Raw genomic sequence first — 16,396 nt, forward strand, 5'->3', positions numbered from 1 at the left:
TTCAAACCGCTTTACTTCAACAACCCTTTACTCTTTAAGAACGTCGAAGAAACTTCTTCAATAGACTTCTTGTCAACATCGGCCTGCATGTTTAATTCAGTAATTGTCTTAGTGTCCAGCAAAGCGCTTAATTTCTTGAGATCAGCAGCCAAAGTTGGGTACTTATCGACAATCTCTTGACGAACGACAGGGGCAGCATTGTAAACAGGGAAGGCACTTTTATCATCTTCCAGCATTACAAGCTTATCTGTAATAATTCTCGGCTCGGTGGTAAAGGCCAGCGCCAAATCACCCTTTTGAGCTTTAAGAGTATCATAGTTTAAGCCCATAGCAACGTTAACAAAATCCCCTTTAGGCATTTTAAAATCATAGACTTTTTCAAAAGAAGGCAGACCATCCGCTCTTCCTTCCCACTCCGGGAAACCAACAAATTTTAAGCTTTCACCCTTCTTCACTTGGGCTACATAGTCAGAAACAGTTTTAAGCTTATATTTTTCGGCAATCTCCGGACGAACTACGATTCCATAAGTATCATTGAGGGGTGCATATTCCAGCCAAGCAATGCCGTTCTTAGCATCCCATTCTTTAATCAATTTATAGCTTTCAGCAGCATCAAACACCGGCTCATGTTCCATTAAATTCATAACCCCGGTACCGGTGTATTCCCAATAAAGGTCGATTTGTCCTGAGGTTAAAGCAGGCCTGATTACAGCCAATTCACCTAAACCCATTTTGTTTTCAACCGGGTACCCTAATCCTTCCAAATATTGAAGACTCATAGTCCCCAAAAGTGCTGCTTCAGTAAAAGTCTTAGACGAAATCTTAATGGTCGGCCCCTCTTTTTTTGTGTTTTCCGGAGCAGATCCCGTGGCAGGTGCCTTAGCTCCGCAGCCAAATACTCCTCCTAAAGCTAATGTAAGGGACAAAGCTGCAACGAGAAATAATGATCGTTTCTTCATGTACATACCCCTTCCTTTAATAGATTGTTCTAATTATACATCTTTTCACAATATTACCATAGAATTTTTTTAGTCCTTAACCCCTCCTTTTTTATGCCCTTTTAGGGAACCGTCCTTAATTCCCTCAAGCGCCATTGCATGAAGATGATAAACAACCCCCAAAAGCTCCAATATCATTTCCAACTCCCGTCAAAATAGTCCAACAAAATTTCTGGCTCGGAGACGGAGAGGAATTGCCTTAAAATATGCACATCCGACAGCTGAATCTCTCTAATTTATCTACTCAACCCTCATCCCAGGAGGAGTGATTCGATATTCCAGGTAATTAATCATCCTATCTAAAAAGATAGCCATCAAAGCCCCCAGACCCGCTCCAACCAGTAAGTATTCCGGTCGGAAGAGAGAAAGGCCGCCCATAATAAGATTACCCAGGCCACCCGCACCGATCAGAGAAGCTAAGGTACCAATACTAACCACATAAACAGTCGCAGTCCGGATACCACTTAAAATAATCGGGATAGCCAACGGCAGCTCTACTTCCCACAGAATTCTTCGCTGAGACATTCCCATCCCGCTGGCGGCTTCCTTCACATCTGAGCTAACCCCCAACAGACCGGCAATGGTATTCCTAACAATAGGCAAAAGGCTCTGAAATAAAAGGGCCACGATAGCAGGCTTCATGCCCAAACCCAGGATCGGCAGGGCCAAGGCAATAACCGCAATCCCGGGAACAGCTTGCAATAGGTTAAGTATATTAAGGGTAACAAGTCCAAACTTCTTATATTTCGGACGGCTAAGAAAGACTCCGAGGGGTACAGAAATCAGGATTGCAATGGTTATGGTGATAACAACAATCATGGAATGCTCTAACAAAGCCTCGGGAGCCTTCTCAAAAAGAGCAAACCTGAAATTCTCCCAGCGCATTTACTCACCCTCTTTCCTGTACACATGCTTCCTAATTCCTTGGAAAGAGAGCACTCCGCAGAGTTCCTCACCCTTTAGAACTCCCAGATAATCCGCATCATATTCCAGCAGCAGAGAGAGTGCATCCGGGAAGGGAGTGGTGGTTTGAACAAAGGCGTTTGACCTGCGCCGGGCTCGTTTCCGCAATCCTTCGATATCCATCCCAAACTCTTTGACATCCACAGCCGAGATTTGACCACAAGTTTTGCCGGCCTCATTGACGAGGAAAGCCACCTCCGCTCCGGTATCCTTCATCTTCTGAGCGACATTCTGCAACTCATCTTCCCTAAGCAAACATTTAACGGGCTGCATTGCATCCTCAGCCAGATACAAATTCAACTTTTTAACAACCCGGTCCCGCCCAATGAAGTCTTCCACAAACTCATTAATGGGATTAGTTAAGATCTCTTCCGGAGTTCCAAACTGTACTAATTGCCCCGCATTGAAAATAGCGATCCTATCCCCCATTTTAATGGCTTCATTAATGTCGTGGGTCACAAAAACAATCGTCTTTTTAATTTCTTTCTGGAGTCGCAGCAACTCATCCTGCAAATGAGTTCGGGCAATGGGATCAACTGCTCCGAAAGGTTCGTCCATAAGCATAATGGGGGGATCGACAGCCATGGCCCTGGCAACCCCTACTCTCTGCATTTGCCCGCCACTAAGTTGAGATGGATACTTGCCCCTGGTCTTTTCCAAGTCAAGCCCCATCATAACAATCAGTTCATCAACCCGTTGCTTGATTTTCTCCTTCGGCCATTTATAGAGCCGAGGTACAATGGCAATATTCTCGGCTATCGTCCGGTGAGGCAAAAGACCTATTTGTTGGATAACATAGCCAATGCCCATCCGCAGCTGATCCGGATTCGTAGTGGTAACATCCTGTCCATCGATTTTCACAACCCCGGAAGTCGGCTCAATCATCCGGTTAATCATGCGCAAAATCGTACTCTTGCCACAGCCGGATGGTCCAACTAAAACACAAATTTCTCCTTTTGGAATTGACAAATATAGTTTATCCACTGCTGGCATTGCTTGACCTGGGTACTGCTTCGTAATCTGCTCTAGTTGAATCATCAGAATCCTCCTCTGTAAAACTCTACCCCGTCCTCTATTAGACCTACCATCCTGATGAGGGTTAGCGACTCACTCGTAATCCTTTGGGAACAATCCTTTTCTCAATCATTCCAAGAATAGTATCTAAACCGATGGCAATTACAGAAATAATCAGGGCACCGGTGACCATCATCGGTGTATTAGAACGAACAAGGCCTTCCTGAATAAATCGCCCTAAATTCCGCTCTCCAATATAGGTGGCTATTGCAGCGATACCGGTAGTCATGACCACGGTTATTCGAAAACCGGCAAAGATAATCGGCATACCTAAAGGCACAAGAATTTCTACGAGAATTCTCTTGGTACTCATTCCCATTCCCCTGGCCGCTTCTATCACATTGCGATCAACATTTTTCACCCCGTCATAGACACTGCGAATCAAAGGCATCATTGCGTAGAGAACTAAAGCCAGCAAGGCAGACTTTCGGCCGAGACCAAACATTGGGATTGTGACCAAAATCGCAAACATCGACAAACTGGGAATACAAAATATCGTATTAGCTAACGCTAAAACTCGCGCTGCCCACTTATCACTTTTGGTTAACAAAAGACCAACAGGCACCCAGATCAGCAAAGAAATCCCCACAGCCAGCAACACCAGGGTAAAATGATTTTCGGAGTATTCCATAATAGTCTTAGTATTCTTCACCAGAAAACTTACAAAATCCGTTAAGGTCATTCGCCATCACCTCACTTTCTTTCATTAATATACGAGAGAAATTAAGACATGCACTAAGATCCTTTAAAAATCTCTAAACTAAAATAATCATCTACCCCTGAAAAAATGCTCCAAAAAGTTATGTATTAAGGAGATATGTTCTCTAACCTAATCTCTAATGCAAGAATCGTTCCTAATTTCTGATAATTATATGTATACTTTCCTTTTTGCACCTGGGGGACTTCAAAATTCTACTGCGGGCGGGCCTTCTTTATCAATTCTCAAGTTTTGATACTCAGCTTTAGTTTGAAGCAGTTCACTCGGCTATAAGTAATAGTCTATGTAGTATCCGTGACGTAACCAAAGTCCACGTTACGCTTTAGAAACTAGACCCCGGCGCATAGAATATTTGCAAAAGCATCCGTCCTATTGCCGCCGTGAGCCCTCCAAAGGCAAGTGCCAACATTTCTTGCCCGCCTAAAAATTTTGCACATCAAGTTTTCTAATCCGGTATTGAAGATTTTGACGGGCAATTCCTATAGACTCCGCAGCCCTGGTAATATTTCCGTCATGGCTTTTCAAGGCATCTCGAATCACTTGCTTTTCTACTTCTCTCAGTACATGAGCCAAAGTATTAGATCCTTTTTTGTAGTATTCAGGGAAGGTTCCATCCTGACTGACAAATTTTGCTCTCAGATAGTGGGGCAAGTGATCGACGGTAATAACCTTTCGGCCATCTAACATATTCATGGCGCTTTCAATAATATGTTCTAATTCCCGAACATTCCCGGGCCACTGGTAGCGAAGAAAAATATCCTTTAAGACGGCATCAATTTGAACTTGACCAAAGCCGTAGATCTTTTGATAACGATTGAGGAAGGAATGAATCAGGGCCTCTACGTCTTCTTTTCTATCTTTTAAGGGCGGGATAAAGAGAGTCATCACGGCTAAACGATAGAAAAGATCTTTACGCAAACTGCCATTGTTCACTGATTCCCAGGGATCCACATTCGTAGAACTAATCACCCGACAGCGAACCGGAATTTCCATAGTCCCACCGACTCGTCTGACCATTCTTTCCTGCACAACCCGAAGAATCTTGGCTTGTAAATTAATACTCATGCAATTCAGCTCATCCAGAAACAAAGTGCCATTTCCCGCTTGCTGAAACAATCCTTTTGATTCTACGGCACCGGTAAAAGCCCCTTTGGTTGTGCCAAAAAGTATACTCTCTAAAAGGGTTTCCGGAATTGCCGCACAATTAATTGCTACAAAAGGCTCATGCTTGCGAGGGCTGTGATTGTGAATCGCTTGAACCAACAGCTCTTTGCCAGTTCCCGTCTCACCAAACACTAAAATAAATCCATCCGCCAAGGCAGCCTTTTTAGCAGAGGCAACCAGATCCTTCATGGCAGAACTGGCGTAAACAATGGAATCAAAGGTGTAGCGAGTTCCATTATTACCCCGGGGTTCTTGACCTTCAAATCCAATCTGGTCATGCAATTGCATTGTCTTAGTTAAGAGTTCTTTAAATTTACTGATATCCTTACACACGGAATAGACTGCAATTACCTGATCATCTTCCAGCACAGGAAAGGTACTGGCCACAATAGTGACCTCTTTCCCCTTATTCGTAAAATAAGTCTTATGCTTCTCAAGAACCGGCTCCTTAGTTAAAACCACACTTAGGTGTTCACTGCTTTCCACGGTAACAGCATCATAGACTTCATTCAAATACCTTCCGACAACTTGTTCGGACAACAACTCTTCTAACTTTGCCATTTCAGAATTGTAGAAGATTATCTGGCCATCAGGGTCGGTAACAATAACCCCTTCGTCAATTGAATTAAAAAGCTGCCTAAAAACTTGATCCATAACAACACCAGGCATTACTTACCTCCTAGTTATTATCCACCCTTCTTCTCGTTAATTCTCCAACCATCCACAATATCCTCTTTTCATTAAGCCATTATTCAGTATTCATGAGCTGTCAGGGAAGGCCTAAGAGGCGGGAATCTTCTCACCCCAGGATGATCATCAAGTGATCCAGGGACGTAGCAGCCGTCATCTTATCTTTACGGCTGGTAGTCATCGGATAAATCAGCAAGAAGGTCGTAAACTAAGCCCCTAATGGCCTGGCGTTTATATTCCTGAGAAGCCCGGCCGGGAATCGCTTGATCCACGACACCTGTTAAGTAGTCGGCAATCTCTTCCGCACTCAGGGAATCCACCCTCCGGCCTTGCAACTCTCTCTCCAACCCTTCTATCCGAAAGGGAGTTGGCCCTAAAGCCCCCACAGCCCATCGTGAATTGAGAATTCTTTGCTCCTCAACATCACATTCCAGCAGAGCAGCCATATTTAAACGGGCTACAGACACAGCAGTTCGACTACCGATTTTCCCAAAGGCACTCTTAACTCCAGTCCTGCCCGGGGTTTGAACAATCGGAAAATCAATCTCCAGAATCAGCTCCTTCTCTTGAAGACCCTGAACCCCTCCTGACTGCAAGTGGGAAAAGGGAATTCTCCGCGAGCCCTTGGGCCCGGCGATACTAATCCAAGCCTCCAAAACCAGCAAAGCAGGCAAACTATCCGCCGCCGCTGCGGCATTAGCAATATTTCCCCCGATAGTGGCCCGGTTCCGAATTTGAGCAGACCCCACCTGAGAGGCTGCCTGACTTAGACATCTAGCCGCACTCCTAACCAGATCACTCTCACTGATTTGAGCAAAGGTTGTCCCGCTGCCAATCTTAATCCTGCCCTCAACTTCCTTAATGAAATTGAGTTCTGATATTAAAGAAAGATCCATTATCCAAGCAGGTTTAAGCTGACCGTTCTGAAGTTTAATCACCAGATCAGTGCCGCCGTTTAAAAAAAGCACGTTCTCATTAATTCCGGAAATCTTCTCAAGACTTTCGGCAACTGTTGTCGGACAAATAACCTCACATCTCGCCATCTAAAAACTCCTCTCCAGATAAACGCCAAGAGATGGTTTTTTGCATTAATTAGTCGGATACCGCTGCATGTCTTCAATTTATTCGATGGATGTACAATTATCCCCTCTTTTATATTGTAAGAAAGTTTTAACGGCCGGCATGGCTGCTCCGCTGAAAAAACCTGCCTGGGTAGACATTGGGTCTTCTTCTGTCTGGCTCTAAGGCGGAGCGCTTTTAGCTATCTTTGGCTTGGGTAATCGATATTACTAACCTTTAAATGAAAAACGCCAGCAAACTCCCCCTGATTGAAGGAGATTAGTGGATCAATTTAAAGAGGCTGCCCTAAGGCAGCCCCCAATTTTAACTAATCCTAATAAATACACCCTAGTTCATACATTCCCAGCCATAGGAACCAGACGATTGCGATTACGTTTGCCTATCCTTACCTAAAGCCTCAGCCCAGCCAAGCCTGCCTTACTTAGGCAGCTCAATCATCGGCTTATCCTTGGAAGGTCTATATAACAAGAAGTTGCGCCCAATGACTTGCACCAACTCAGACCCAGTCTGTTCAGCAAGTACTGCAGCAACAGCTTTGGGCTCCTCCAGGCAATTTTGCAAGACTCGTCCCTTGATCAACTCCCGAGCCTCAATGGTCTCATTAGTTTGGGTAACAACCGATTCGGTAATTCCGCTCTTTCCTACCTGAAGAATAGGCACCATTTCATTGCCCATAGCTCTTAAAAAACGTTTTTGCTTCCCTTTTAACATTTAAAAATCTTCCCCCTAATTTGTTACTCATATCTTAAGGCCGCCATCGGCTCTAGTTTAGCTGCTTTGAAGGCCGGATAAAATCCAAAAAACAATCCCACTCCAATGGAGAAAGACACTGCAAAGATAATCGCCCAGCCGGACAGCAGCGGTGGCCAGTTTAAAAGGTATGAAGCGATCAAGGCACTCCCTACCCCCAAAGCGATACCCATGATCCCCCCGATTAGAGATAAAACAATGGCTTCTAACAAAAATTGCAGTAAAATATCTTTTTCTTTGGCTCCTACGGCTTTGCGCAATCCGATTTCTCGGGTACGCTCAGTCACAGAAACCAACATAATGTTCATAATTCCAATCCCTCCGACCAAGAGGGATATGCCGGCAACTAAACCAATAAAACTCGTTAGAATCCGCATAATTGTATTGGCTGACTGAACCAGCTGCTGCATGTTAAAGGCCTCATACTGATTTGTGGTTCCATGCCGTACATTCAAGATACGCTTAGCGCTTTCAATAGTACTGGTCAAATCCGTTTCCCGGTATGTAGAACCTTCTAGTTGGTCAACTCGCTGAGACTGGAAGACATCAGACCAAGTCCCCCAGGGGATATAGGCATAGGCATTCTGCGGGCCAACATTAAACTGGGCAAAGGAAGAGGTATCCTTAGCCAGGACGCCAATCACCCGACAAGGAACATTATGGACAATAACCTGTTGCCCCAAGGGATTTCCCGCTCCAAACAAATCCTCAGCTAAGGTCTGATCAATCACCACGACCCGCCGGTCAGCAGAAAACTCCTCTTCTGAGAGAAAACGTCCTCGGGCAATGTCCCGGTTGCGCAAATCCGCAAACTCGGGGGTCGTCCCCACAACCATGGCGGAAGAACGCTTTTGATTCACTTCTAATGACGCATATTCAATACTGGCCGGCAGCAAAACTTTAACTTGGGGCAGAGCCCGTCTCAAGCTTTCTCCATCCTGCAGAGTTAAGATGCTCCCCGCATTCTGTCCGCTGTTACCCACGGATTTACCATACAGCACAAAGAGATTAACTCCGCTTTTCTCCATTTCCTGCATGATGGCGGCTTTGCCTCCCATACCTATGGTAACAACAGCAATCACAGCGGCAATCCCAATAATAATCCCCAGCATGGTAAGTCCCGATCTCAGCTTATTGGTTCGCAGACTAAAAAGAGCTCCCCGCAGTCCTTCTAAAAGGCTCATACCCCTCCACTTCCCACTTCAGGGCTAACCTGGATTCCTTCCGCCAAATCATTGGAGGGATTTAAGACCACCTGATCCCCCTCCTTTAAGCCGGAGGTAACCTCCTGGTGAGTATCGTTCCCTATCCCGATTTTAACTTCAGCTTTTTCCAGGCGTCCGGCTTGAATTCGGTAAACATAATTCTTGTTTCCTTCTTGAAAAAGGGCCTCTTGAGGAACGGCCAAAACCCCTTCCTTAGTTGCCACCACAATTTCAATACTAACAGTAAAGCCGGGCTTCAGTTCAACTGGCGCATTTTCCAAGCGAATTTTTACGCCCACAGTGGGAGATGAGTTGCCCTGAACACTTAAGGCAGAGACGGCAGTGGGGGCAATCTCCACAATTGTTCCTTGAACTGAGGAATCCTTCAACATTTTACTGGAGATCTTCACTTTCCCGCCAACCTGAACCTTTCCCGCATCAACTTCGTTCAATTGAGCTTCGACATTCAGCTGTTTCAGATCAGCTACTACAACTAAGGGAAGCTGTACAGAAGAGATATTGCCCTCTTGAGCATTCACCTCAATGACCGTGCCGGCCATACTTGCTTTAAAAATCAGCTGACCCTGTTGCACCCGAGCAACCTTCAACATTTCTTCGGCCTGTTTTAACGCCGCCTTACTTTGGGCTAAGGCTCCTTCCGCCTGCCTGATAAGAGCAGGACTCACAATAATCTGCTGAGAGCTGCTTTGTTGGCCTCCGAATTGGGGCAGAAGAGAGCTTAAACCACCTGACTGGCCGGAAACACTCTCAGAATCACTGCCCGAAGGAGCAGCACCGCTCCCACTGGTTTGTGCTTTCTTTAACTCTTCTAAATTAGCCTGAGCAGAATTAACAACTGTTTGAGCCGCCTCCACATTCACTTGAGCCTGAGCGACTTGAGCATCCACCAGGGTAGTGTCTAAGGCTACAAGAGTTTGGCCTGCCTGAACAGTCTCCCCCACCTTCACCGCAACTTTGGCTACTCGCCCGGGAGCCAATGCACGTACCTCCTGGCTTGACACCGGAACCACACTCCCCGTCGCAAAGACGTCTTCCTGCATTGAGATCGGAGTAACCACCCCGACTCTAACCTTCAGCGGGCCCTGAGACTTTCCCCAAAACCACCATCCACCTAAGGCTAACGCAAGAATTAAAAGCATTGTTCCTATTATCCACCAAAGACGTTTCGTCACCTTGTCCCCCCCAAACCCGTGAAAGTATTTAGCTCATACTACCGTAAAAAAAATACCTCAAATCATTCTTAAATAATAGACCCGAAAGACAGGGCGGCTTCGATCCACAGAAGTGAACCCATTGCATGGAGAGGCGGTAAAGCCCACAATGCTTTCCTGATAAGCGGAGCCACGGGGCCACATCAGGTATTACCCAAAGGTTTGGCACGAAAGTGTCCGGTACGATAGTCTCCAGCGGAGAGTATCGCCGAAGCCGTGATCCCTTAAGGAATCCCTACCGGCGTAGGATACATTTTCGCTGAAGCGGCTATCTCCAAAGAATACTTATCCGCTGAAGATCGCTCCCGCTCAATCCGGTAGGCGAGCCTTGGAATGCTGAGTTCACGAAGGCACTGCCTTCGCACGGGTTAAGCCTTCTTGCAGCTGTCTTCGCACGAATTAGCAGGTCTTGCACGGATGTGGACGAAGCCGCCTGACCCTAATGATCTATTTTCAGCCGCAGCGGCATCGAGGTCTACTATACCCAATCAAAGGAGACCCCGGCGATCTCCACCTTATCTCCTTCATTAATCCCTGCTGCCTCCAAGGCGGCATCAATCCCCATAGCCTTTAAGATATTTTGGAAGCGATAAACACTATCCTCTTGATCAAAGAAAGTCATCTTAACATGTTTTTCAATTTCGTCACCTTCAACAATAAAGAGGTTGTTTTCTTTGCGAATTTCGAATCGCTTATCCGATTTAACCTTCGTAACCCTGTGTTCATCCGGCAAAGTGACAATTGTCGGTGCCGAGATATCCGGCAGAACCTTAGCAATATGATAAATCAAGTTCTGTAAACCTTCTCCGGTAGCGGCGGATACTGGGAAAATTTCGTAACGGTCCTTAAGTTCCCCCTTCAACCGTTCCAAATTCTCTTCAGCACCGGGAATATCTATTTTGTTAGCCACAACAATCACGGGCCTCTCGGCCAGTGCCGGACTATAAAGTTTCAGCTCATCCTGAATAATCCGCAAATCCTCCAAGGGATCCCTTTCTTCCGACCCTGATATGTCTAAGACATGCAAGATCAACCGGGTCCGCTCAGTATGACGTAAAAACTCGTGACCTAAGCCCGCCCCCGTGTGAGCACCCTCAATAAGTCCGGGAATATCAGCCATGACAAAGCTTTCCCCATCCTCAACATCCACAACCCCTAAGTTAGGCACCAAGGTGGTAAAGTGATAATCCGCAATCTTGGGCTTGGCCGCAGACACTTTAGAAATAATCGTGGATTTACCCACATTGGGAAAACCAACCAACCCCACGTCCGCCAATAGTTTCAATTCTAAACGGAGCCAATGCTCTTCCCCGGGTTCCCCATTTTCCGAAAGAGTCGGAGCTTTGTTGGTATTGCTCATAAACCGAGCATTCCCTCTGCCGCCTCGTCCGCCGGCTGCCACAACCACTCGTTGTCCATGCTCGGTAATATCCGCAATAACTTCCCCTGTCCCGTCGTCCAAGATCACAGTCCCCACAGGAATGCGCAAAACTGTACTCTCGCCGCTTCGGCCGCTCATATTTTTAGCCATCCCGTTATCTCCGCGATCCGCCTTATAATGACGTTTATAACGGAAGTCAACCAGAGTTCTTAAGCCTTCATCCCCGACAAAGACCACATTCCCCCCGCGACCGCCATCTCCGCCGCTGGGACCGCCTTCCGGGACATATTTTTCTCGGCGGAAAGCAACTATACCCGCACCGCCATCTCCGCCTTTAACATAAATTTTCGCACGATCGTAAAACATAGACTAATTCTCCTTAATTCGTATATCATTAAACCTTGGGCTTAGAATTAAACCCATAGTTTAGTTTCATTTAATAGTTTAGTTTCTTCTTCAGTTTCATTTCCGCTTAGTCAGTAGATAATTCTACAGGATAGATTGCCTACTCCAAATGCTTGTATCCAGATGTACTTTACTCTAACTTAAGGTAATCAACTTGTCACAGAGAGTGGTCTCCTCATCAGATAGCATGAACTGACAAGTTAACCCTCTCGGTTCATCAAACAGATATATTTCAGCAGTCAAGCCTTTTACCTCGCTAGACTGAATGACCTCGGCCATGCATTCAGTAGTGTACCCGTATAACCCTCCTGCATATTCTTCCCGCCAATGATCTTTCCAAAAGTCTTTCTCTTTCATCTCGCCGGGAAAATCAATGGTTGTATCAACTTTAGCCTGTTCAAGACGAATTATAAAACCGAGAAGAATCGCCCCTAAGGAAGGTTCGGGGATTTGCGTTATCTTCTGCTCTTCCGGCGATATAGGAACAGCCTGTTGCATGTAGGAAAGGGCTTCCGACGGTCGATTAAGCTGCAGATTCCCCATAATCACCTGCCAGTGATTCAGGAAGTCATGCCTCTGGAGGCGATACCAATATAACATTTCTGACAAAAGAACTTGTTCTACCTCAGACATAGTCATCGTTTTCCTCTCTTCTCTCATATTTAAGGTTCTCTAAACTATAACCAAGATAAATATGTAATCAAGTGATTCTTAGCGGATAAAAAAGTAGAGCTCGAACTAATCCTAACTGTACATACAACGATACTATATAGTCACAATGTTCTCAACATACTGGATCGCCGAGGCATATATTCTAAACTATACACGAAAAACCCCTGGGATTTCCCAGGGGTAACGTTTGAGACAGCTTATTGGGCGACAGCCACCGGCATTTTCGGGCGCTCGGCATAAACGCTTACTTGTTTGTGAGTACGATCTTTATGTTCGAATTTAACATAACCATCGATTAAAGCAAACAAGGTGTCATCTTTACCCAGACCACAGTTTTTAGCGGGATGAAACTTCGTTCCACGTTGACGAACGATAATCGTACCAGCTTTAACGAATTGTCCGTCACCACGTTTTAAGCCCAGACGTTGAGCATTACTATCCCGACCATTTCGCGAACTACCTACCCCTTTTTTATGGGCAAATAATTGCAGGTTCATTTTTAGCATGGAGTCCACCTCCTTCGATCAATTAATATATACTTTTCACTATAATCAGCTTGTATTTGTTCAATACCTAACACCATCGTCTGCAAGATCAGCTGTGCCTTCTCTAAATCCTGCTCAGCCTCTCCTATAAGCTGACAAGAGATATATCCATCCCTCGTCTCTACTTTAGGCGTAACCGTCAAGAAACGTTCCAGCCCGTTGACAGCCGCGATACTCAGTGCAGAAACCCCTGCACAAACTATATCCCGACCTTCTTCTGCATACCCGGCATGTCCGGACAACTCGAATTCACGAATCTGCCCTTGGTCATTCTCCCACACTACTAGGCGAACACCGTCTTGGCCCTTACGCTTGGAGTGCCTCGACGACAACTTTCGTGTAGGGTTGACGATGCCCTTGTTTGCGTCGATAGTTTTTCTTGGATTTGTATTTGAAGACAATAATCTTCTCCCCTTTACCGTGCTCCACAACCTTCAGCACTGCTGTAGCACCGGCTACAACTGGGGTTCCAACACTCACCGAACCGTCTTTTTCTACGAGGAGAACCTGATCAATCGTTACGGCATCTCCAACATTAGCATCCAATTTTTCAACGTAAATAACGTCGCCTTCTTGAACACGGAACTGCTTACCACCTGTTTCAATAACTGCGTACATTCTTGTTACACCTCCCGTTACCCTAGACTCGCCGTTGCAGGTCGATTTCAGAAAAGAAACCCGTTAATACCTGATTAGAGCGGTTGCGGTGAGAAGTCACCACATTTAAATATTTTAGCATTTAAACACGAGAGTTGTCAACTATTTAATAGTTGAGGTTCTGATCCCCTCCACCTCGCGCTTATCTGGCCAATAATTATCAGAACATTTTTACATTAATGTAACAATAGAACGAACTAGGGTAACAGTAGTATTATAACTTTTGTATATATGCACTCTTCTGCCGAAAATATAGGTATTTCAAGGTTAAATTATCCCTTTAAGCGGGTCTCGTCCAATGCCTATTTAAAGGAATAAGATTATTTCTGCAGAATACTACAGTACCATAAATTGTAAGGAGTGGTGTAATATGCCTTGGAAACAATATAAATCCTCTTCGTTCCATTTGCCGACACGTCAAGAACTTATAATTATTGCAGCTTCTAGCGCAATCTGTGTCATCATAATTGCCTTTTTTGTTCTAACAACCTAACCAAATAGAATTTCCCTTAGCTTACCCTATAAGGCAATATGTTTTTGACCTATTCAACTATCTTACTGCTAATAATCACTAATACTCAACCAATACATTATCTTACTACTATACTATAAGCGCTTTTTCAGCTTCTTTAGCCCATACACCCCAACTACGATTACCAGATAAATTCCAAAGGCCACCAAAAAGCCCCATAAACCTTCTACGATATCTTGAAATTCCATATTACCACGCCCGGTAACCTTTTGCCCAATCTCGATGGCAAAAACAAGTACCACCAATACGGTAAAGGTGTAGATGAAGGAAATCGCCGTTAAACTATACTTAACAAGATACTTGAAAAGCTTATGTACAACGAGAAACAGCAGGATCCCAATAATTCCTATCACCAAAAAATGCAGCTGCTTATCATTAACTTTTAAACCCATAAACTTTGTCAGCGAGATTAACGTATCGTGGAAATAATTCATGATGCTGGTAATAAATTTTAAAGCATTACCCATTATTATTGTTCCCCCATGATCTTGACTAACTCAAATTAACTAACTTTCCTTTAGAAATAGCTTACGTTAAAACAGTATATGCAGATGAACAGCCCCAAGCCCCCCTTAAAGGGGCTTATTTTTATGCCCTTAGTCCCTTTTCGCGCTTTAGCCGCAGCTTCGCAGCTTGCACCACTATTTATTATACCATCTTTGGATAATATTAAATTCCTCATCTGTGCTCTCTAATCATTTTCGTAAGTAGCGAGCATAATACTTCAGATGTCTTTTTCCGCCTATCACTTATATGGTACAATAACCTAGCCCAAAGCAAAATCTAATCAGCATAATTAAGGGGGAGAATCAGCTTGGAATCATTAATCGCCATTATTATTTACATGATAGGAATGTTAGGGATTGGTTACTACTCCTACAGAAAAACCACAGATCTATCGGATTACATGCTGGGAGGACGAAATCTTGGCCCAGCGGTAACGGCTTTAAGCGCCGGGGCCTCGGATATGAGCGGCTGGCTGATGTTGGGACTTCCCGGCGCAATGTTTGCTCAAGGAATCAGCGCCTCCTGGATCGTTATTGGCCTCACCCTGGGAGCCTATCTGAATTGGCTTTATGTTGCTCCTCGTCTGCGCACCTATACTGAACTAGCCAATAATTCTATCACAATCCCAGCCTTTATCGGTAATCGATTTGAAGACAATTCCAGAATTCTCAGGCTGGTATCAGGCTTTGTCATTATTGTCTTTTTTACCTTTTATGTATCCTCCGGCCTTGTTTCCGGGGCAGTTCTATTTCAAAACTCCTTTAATGTTGATTACCATCTAGGACTATGGGTTGTCGGAGGAGTCGTTGTAGCTTATACCCTATTCGGCGGTTTCTTAGCTGTCAGCATCACTGACTTTGTCCAAGGCCTCATTATGGTCACCACCTTGGTCATGGTTCCGCTGATTACAATTCAAGCATCCGGAGGATTCCAGACATCCATCAATACCATTCATAGTCTTAATCCAGCCTACCTGGACTTCTTCAAAGGCACAACAGTCCTGGGCATAATCTCCCTCTTCGGATGGGGGTTAGGCTATTTCGGGCAGCCCCATATCATTATCCGCTTCATGGCTATCTCTTCCATCAAGGAATTGGTCAAGGCGCGCCGTATTGGGATGATTTGGATGATCTTCTCAGTTGTTGGCGCTATGTTTACCGGATTAATAGGAATCGCTTATTTTGCTAACCAGGGCATTACTCTGGCAGATCCTGAAACTGTTTTTCTCGAACTAGGCAAGTTACTTTTCCATCCAATCATTACAGGGTTCCTGCTCGCTGCCATCTTAGCAGCCATCATGAGCACGATCTCTTCTCAACTCCTGGTCACCTCAAGCTCTTTGACAGAAGATTTATATGGCCTGTTTAGACGTAATGCTTCGGATAAAGAATTAGTCTTAGTGGGTCGTCTTTGCGTCTTGATGGTTGCTGTTGTCGCCATACTGATAGCCTATCAGCGTAATGAAACAATTCTAAACTTAGTCGGTTATGCCTGGGCAGGCTTCGGTGCATCCTTTGGGCCGGTGATCATATTAAGCCTATATTGGAAACGAATGAACAAATGGGGCGCTTTAGCCGGCATGGTAGCCGGTTCCGGCACAGTCATTCTTTGGACCCGCTTCCCCTTTCTAAAAAGCGCCCTCTATGAATTAGTACCGGGATTTTTCGCTTGTCTGATTGCTATTGTTCTAGTCAGTTTGCTGACGGGAAAACCCTCTGCAAAGATGGAAGCCGAGTTCGAGCTTTGTAAGCAGAATACGGATTTGTCTTAGATTAAGGTAATACATTCTTCTAAACAAACTTAGGACGGTTAATTAGTTCCGA

The 16,396-nt window shown here is 45.0% G+C and carries 18 protein-coding genes; 2 read left to right on the forward strand and 16 right to left on the reverse strand.

Annotated features, from left to right (window positions below; all coding sequences use genetic code 11):
- Positions 1 to 11: 11 nt before the first annotated feature.
- The 15 genes from DESMER_RS19515 to rplU form a co-directional block, all read right to left on the reverse strand.
- Positions 12 to 959, reverse strand: a complete 948-nt coding sequence (locus tag DESMER_RS19515) for a glycine betaine ABC transporter substrate-binding protein (RefSeq protein WP_242831010.1) — start codon at positions 957 to 959, stop codon at positions 12 to 14.
- A gap of 279 nt (positions 960 to 1,238) precedes the next feature.
- On the reverse strand, positions 1,239 to 1,883 hold the full coding sequence (locus DESMER_RS19520) for an ABC transporter permease (protein WP_014904793.1): 645 nt from the start codon (positions 1,881 to 1,883) through the stop codon (positions 1,239 to 1,241).
- On the reverse strand, positions 1,884 to 2,999 hold the full coding sequence (locus DESMER_RS19525; RefSeq protein ID WP_014904794.1) for an ABC transporter ATP-binding protein: 1,116 nt from the start codon (positions 2,997 to 2,999) through the stop codon (positions 1,884 to 1,886).
- Positions 3,000 to 3,060: 61 nt separating this feature from the next.
- The gene (locus DESMER_RS19530) at positions 3,061 to 3,717 is read right to left on the reverse strand and encodes an ABC transporter permease (protein WP_014904795.1); all 657 of its coding nucleotides are present in this window, start codon (positions 3,715 to 3,717) and stop codon (positions 3,061 to 3,063) included.
- 456 nt (positions 3,718 to 4,173) lie between these two features.
- Positions 4,174 to 5,586 carry a sigma-54 interaction domain-containing protein gene (locus DESMER_RS19535; RefSeq protein ID WP_014904796.1) on the reverse strand — a complete coding sequence of 471 codons (1,413 nt, stop codon included), beginning with the start codon at positions 5,584 to 5,586 and terminating at the stop codon, positions 4,174 to 4,176.
- 185 nt (positions 5,587 to 5,771) lie between these two features.
- A complete protein-coding gene (locus DESMER_RS19540) occupies positions 5,772 to 6,650 on the reverse strand; it encodes an FAD binding domain-containing protein (protein WP_014904797.1) in 879 nt (292 codons plus the stop codon).
- Positions 6,651 to 7,104: 454 nt separating this feature from the next.
- Positions 7,105 to 7,398 carry a ribosome assembly RNA-binding protein YhbY gene (gene yhbY, locus DESMER_RS19545; protein WP_014904798.1) on the reverse strand — a complete coding sequence of 98 codons (294 nt, stop codon included), beginning with the start codon at positions 7,396 to 7,398 and terminating at the stop codon, positions 7,105 to 7,107.
- 23 nt (positions 7,399 to 7,421) lie between these two features.
- Positions 7,422 to 8,621 carry an ABC transporter permease gene (locus DESMER_RS19550; RefSeq protein ID WP_014904799.1) on the reverse strand — a complete coding sequence of 400 codons (1,200 nt, stop codon included), beginning with the start codon at positions 8,619 to 8,621 and terminating at the stop codon, positions 7,422 to 7,424.
- Complete coding sequence (locus DESMER_RS19555) at positions 8,618 to 9,835, reverse strand: efflux RND transporter periplasmic adaptor subunit (protein WP_014904800.1); 1,218 nt, start codon at positions 9,833 to 9,835, stop codon at positions 8,618 to 8,620. The genes DESMER_RS19550 and DESMER_RS19555 overlap by 4 nt, the downstream gene beginning before the upstream one ends.
- 263 nt (positions 9,836 to 10,098) lie before the next feature.
- Complete coding sequence (locus DESMER_RS23835; RefSeq protein ID WP_158405974.1) at positions 10,099 to 10,239, reverse strand: hypothetical protein; 141 nt, start codon at positions 10,237 to 10,239, stop codon at positions 10,099 to 10,101.
- A 113-nt stretch (positions 10,240 to 10,352) separates the two neighbouring features.
- Positions 10,353 to 11,621, reverse strand: coding sequence for a GTPase ObgE (gene obgE, locus DESMER_RS19560; RefSeq protein WP_014904801.1), 1,269 nt, complete (start codon positions 11,619 to 11,621; stop codon positions 10,353 to 10,355).
- 174 nt (positions 11,622 to 11,795) lie between these two features.
- Positions 11,796 to 12,299: a Spo0B domain-containing protein gene (locus tag DESMER_RS19565; protein WP_014904802.1), complete on the reverse strand. Its 504-nt coding sequence runs from the start codon at positions 12,297 to 12,299 to the stop codon at positions 11,796 to 11,798.
- Between the two features lie 230 nt (positions 12,300 to 12,529).
- Complete coding sequence (gene rpmA, locus DESMER_RS19570; protein WP_014904803.1) at positions 12,530 to 12,838, reverse strand: 50S ribosomal protein L27; 309 nt, start codon at positions 12,836 to 12,838, stop codon at positions 12,530 to 12,532.
- A complete protein-coding gene (locus tag DESMER_RS19575) occupies positions 12,832 to 13,158 on the reverse strand; it encodes a ribosomal-processing cysteine protease Prp (RefSeq protein WP_014904804.1) in 327 nt (108 codons plus the stop codon). Before DESMER_RS19575 ends, rpmA begins: the two co-directional genes overlap by 7 nt.
- Before the next feature lie 25 nt (positions 13,159 to 13,183).
- A complete protein-coding gene (gene rplU, locus DESMER_RS19580; protein WP_014904805.1) occupies positions 13,184 to 13,495 on the reverse strand; it encodes a 50S ribosomal protein L21 in 312 nt (103 codons plus the stop codon).
- A 409-nt stretch (positions 13,496 to 13,904) separates the two neighbouring features.
- Here rplU and DESMER_RS24795 point away from each other — a divergent pair, with 409 nt between their 5' ends.
- Complete coding sequence (locus DESMER_RS24795; RefSeq protein ID WP_014904806.1) at positions 13,905 to 14,027, forward strand: hypothetical protein; 123 nt, start codon at positions 13,905 to 13,907, stop codon at positions 14,025 to 14,027.
- A gap of 113 nt (positions 14,028 to 14,140) precedes the next feature.
- Here the strand turns inward: DESMER_RS24795 and DESMER_RS19585 are convergent, their stop codons facing one another.
- Complete coding sequence (locus DESMER_RS19585) at positions 14,141 to 14,533, reverse strand: hypothetical protein (protein ID WP_014904807.1); 393 nt, start codon at positions 14,531 to 14,533, stop codon at positions 14,141 to 14,143.
- A gap of 341 nt (positions 14,534 to 14,874) precedes the next feature.
- Between DESMER_RS19585 and putP the strand changes: the two genes are divergently transcribed.
- Positions 14,875 to 16,344 carry a sodium/proline symporter PutP gene (putP, locus tag DESMER_RS19590; RefSeq protein WP_148275306.1) on the forward strand — a complete coding sequence of 490 codons (1,470 nt, stop codon included), beginning with the start codon at positions 14,875 to 14,877 and terminating at the stop codon, positions 16,342 to 16,344.
- The last annotated feature ends 52 nt before the right edge of the window (positions 16,345 to 16,396 follow it).

Origin of the sequence: Desulfosporosinus meridiei DSM 13257, assembly GCF_000231385.2 — a bacterium.
In the GTDB taxonomy this organism is placed as follows: Bacteria; Bacillota; Desulfitobacteriia; order Desulfitobacteriales; family Desulfitobacteriaceae; genus Desulfosporosinus; species Desulfosporosinus meridiei.